Here is a 1,062-nt window from a genome sequence, read left to right as displayed (position 1 = left end):
GCGACTCGTGCTGACCAGCCGGTCCGGAGCCTCCGCCGCCGGTCTGGCCGCCAGGGTCGCCGAACTGGCGGCCCGGGGCAGCAGCGTGGACGTCGCCGACTCGCCCGCCGCGCACGCCCTCGCCGCGTCCGCGGCCGACGCCGACCGCAGGATCGCCGGCGCCAAGGGCCTCGACGCGGGCCTCGGCCCGCTGCTGCGCGTCCAGTTGGCCGACCCGTCGATGCGTGCGGCCCTCGACGCCGGCGCCGCACCGCTGGTGGCCTCCGCCGTGGCCGACGACCACGCCCGCACGATCCGCGCCTACGACAGCGCGGGCCGCGTCCGCACCCTCGACGCCGGCCGGCTCCCGGAGCAGCCGGTCTACCTGGTCGACATCGACACCGCGAAGGCGATGGCGGCGGGAACCGAGGTGCTGCGCCGGGAGTTCGCCGCGCGCGGTCTCGCCGGTGCACAGGCGGCCGGCGGCTGGTGGGGCACGAAGATCGACGGCATCGAGGTGTCCGACGACCAGGAGCCGTGGTTCAAGGGCGCGGCCGAGATGTTCAGCCTGGTCACCGGCTTCGGGCAGGACGGCAAGGTGCGGGTGGACTCGGTCGCCATGCCCTACCTGCGCTACGACGGCACGGTGTACTACCCGAACCAGATCCTGGTGAACTGGTCGAACTACAAGTACAACCTGGCCGACGTGGTCCTGATGGAGGACGACGGCGACACCAACTACCTGGCGCTCGCCAAGGCCGTCGCGGCCGTCCTGCTCACGATCGCCGACCAGGGCGCCTACGTCCCGCTCGTCAACGCGGTGCTGGACGCCCTGCCCTCGTCCTGGTGGACCGACGACCCGGACTACGTGGAGTCCTGGTACACCCTCGCGCGGACCAGCTCGGGCCGGCTCAACGGCGCCTCGGGCAACGGCTGGATGACCGTCGAGCCGTATTGGGTCGAGCAGTTCTGAGGCGTCCGGCGCCGCTTCCCGGCCGACCGGCGGGCCCCGCCGGTCGCCCGCTCCATCTCCGTCATCAGGACCAAGCGCGCCCGCGGAGAGCTGAGCGACGCTCAGATCGA

At 73.2% G+C, this 1,062-nt stretch carries 1 protein-coding gene; it reads left to right on the top strand.

Translation table 11 applies throughout. The features are described from left to right. A partial coding sequence (locus ABZ885_RS41920; RefSeq protein WP_360200560.1) for a DUF3103 family protein occupies positions 1 to 952 on the top strand: 952 nt, incomplete at its 5' end. Positions 953 to 1,062: the final 110 nt, after the last annotated feature.

The organism is Kitasatospora sp. NPDC047058 (assembly GCF_040643935.1).
In the GTDB taxonomy this organism is placed as follows: domain Bacteria; phylum Actinomycetota; class Actinomycetes; order Streptomycetales; family Streptomycetaceae; genus Kitasatospora.
The sequence above is the reverse complement of the archived record's forward strand: the minus strand, read 5'-3'. Positions and strand labels throughout refer to the sequence as shown.